Genomic DNA, 642 nt, shown 5'->3' on the forward strand with positions numbered 1-642 from the left:
GGCGGCCGGCCCGGGTGGTGGGCCAGAAGTGGAGCGATCATGTCTGTCATGTTCGGGAGGCCGTTGGATCGGGGAGGCCGACCGGGAGGCCTGGCTGGCCCGGCTTGCAGGAGAGCCGGGTGACCATCATTCGGGTGCTACTGCTCGGTGATGAAAAAGTACGGACGGCCACTCGTCGGCGCGTCCCCGGATAGCCTTGAGACCCCGGTATCTCACCGGGCAGTCCCCCTTCGCTACTCATAACGAGGTCTTCCGTGCCCACCGGCAGAGTCAAGTGGTTCGACGTCGACAAGGGCTTTGGCTTTCTCAGCCGTGACGACGGCGGTGATGTTTTCGTCCACAAGGCCGCGCTCCCACCCGGTGTGGACGGGCTCAAGCCCGGTGACCGGGTCGAGTTCGGGGTTGCCACGAGCCGCCGTGGCGACCAGGCGTTGTCGGTGCGGCTGCTCGCGGCTCCACCGTCGGTGACGAAGGCCGCCGCGCAGGCGGCGCGGCGCAGCCCGGACGAGCTCCACAGCATGGTCGAAGACATGATCAAACTGTTGGACGAGGTGCAGGGCTCGTTGCGGCGGGGGCGCTATCCGGACCGGCGCACGGCCCAGAAGGTGGCGAAGGTCGTCCACGCGGTCGCCGACGAGTTGG

At 67.8% G+C, this 642-nt stretch carries 1 protein-coding gene; it reads left to right on the forward strand.

Annotated features, from left to right (window positions below; all coding sequences use genetic code 11):
- Positions 1-254 precede the first annotated feature (254 nt).
- Positions 255-642 (forward strand): cold shock domain-containing protein (locus NBW84_RS06920; protein ID WP_250282780.1); only part of this gene is annotated, 388 nt, incomplete at its 3' end.

This window comes from Protofrankia sp. CiP1_Cm_nod2 (genome assembly GCF_920664355.1).
Classification (GTDB): domain Bacteria; phylum Actinomycetota; class Actinomycetes; order Frankiales; family Frankiaceae; genus Protofrankia.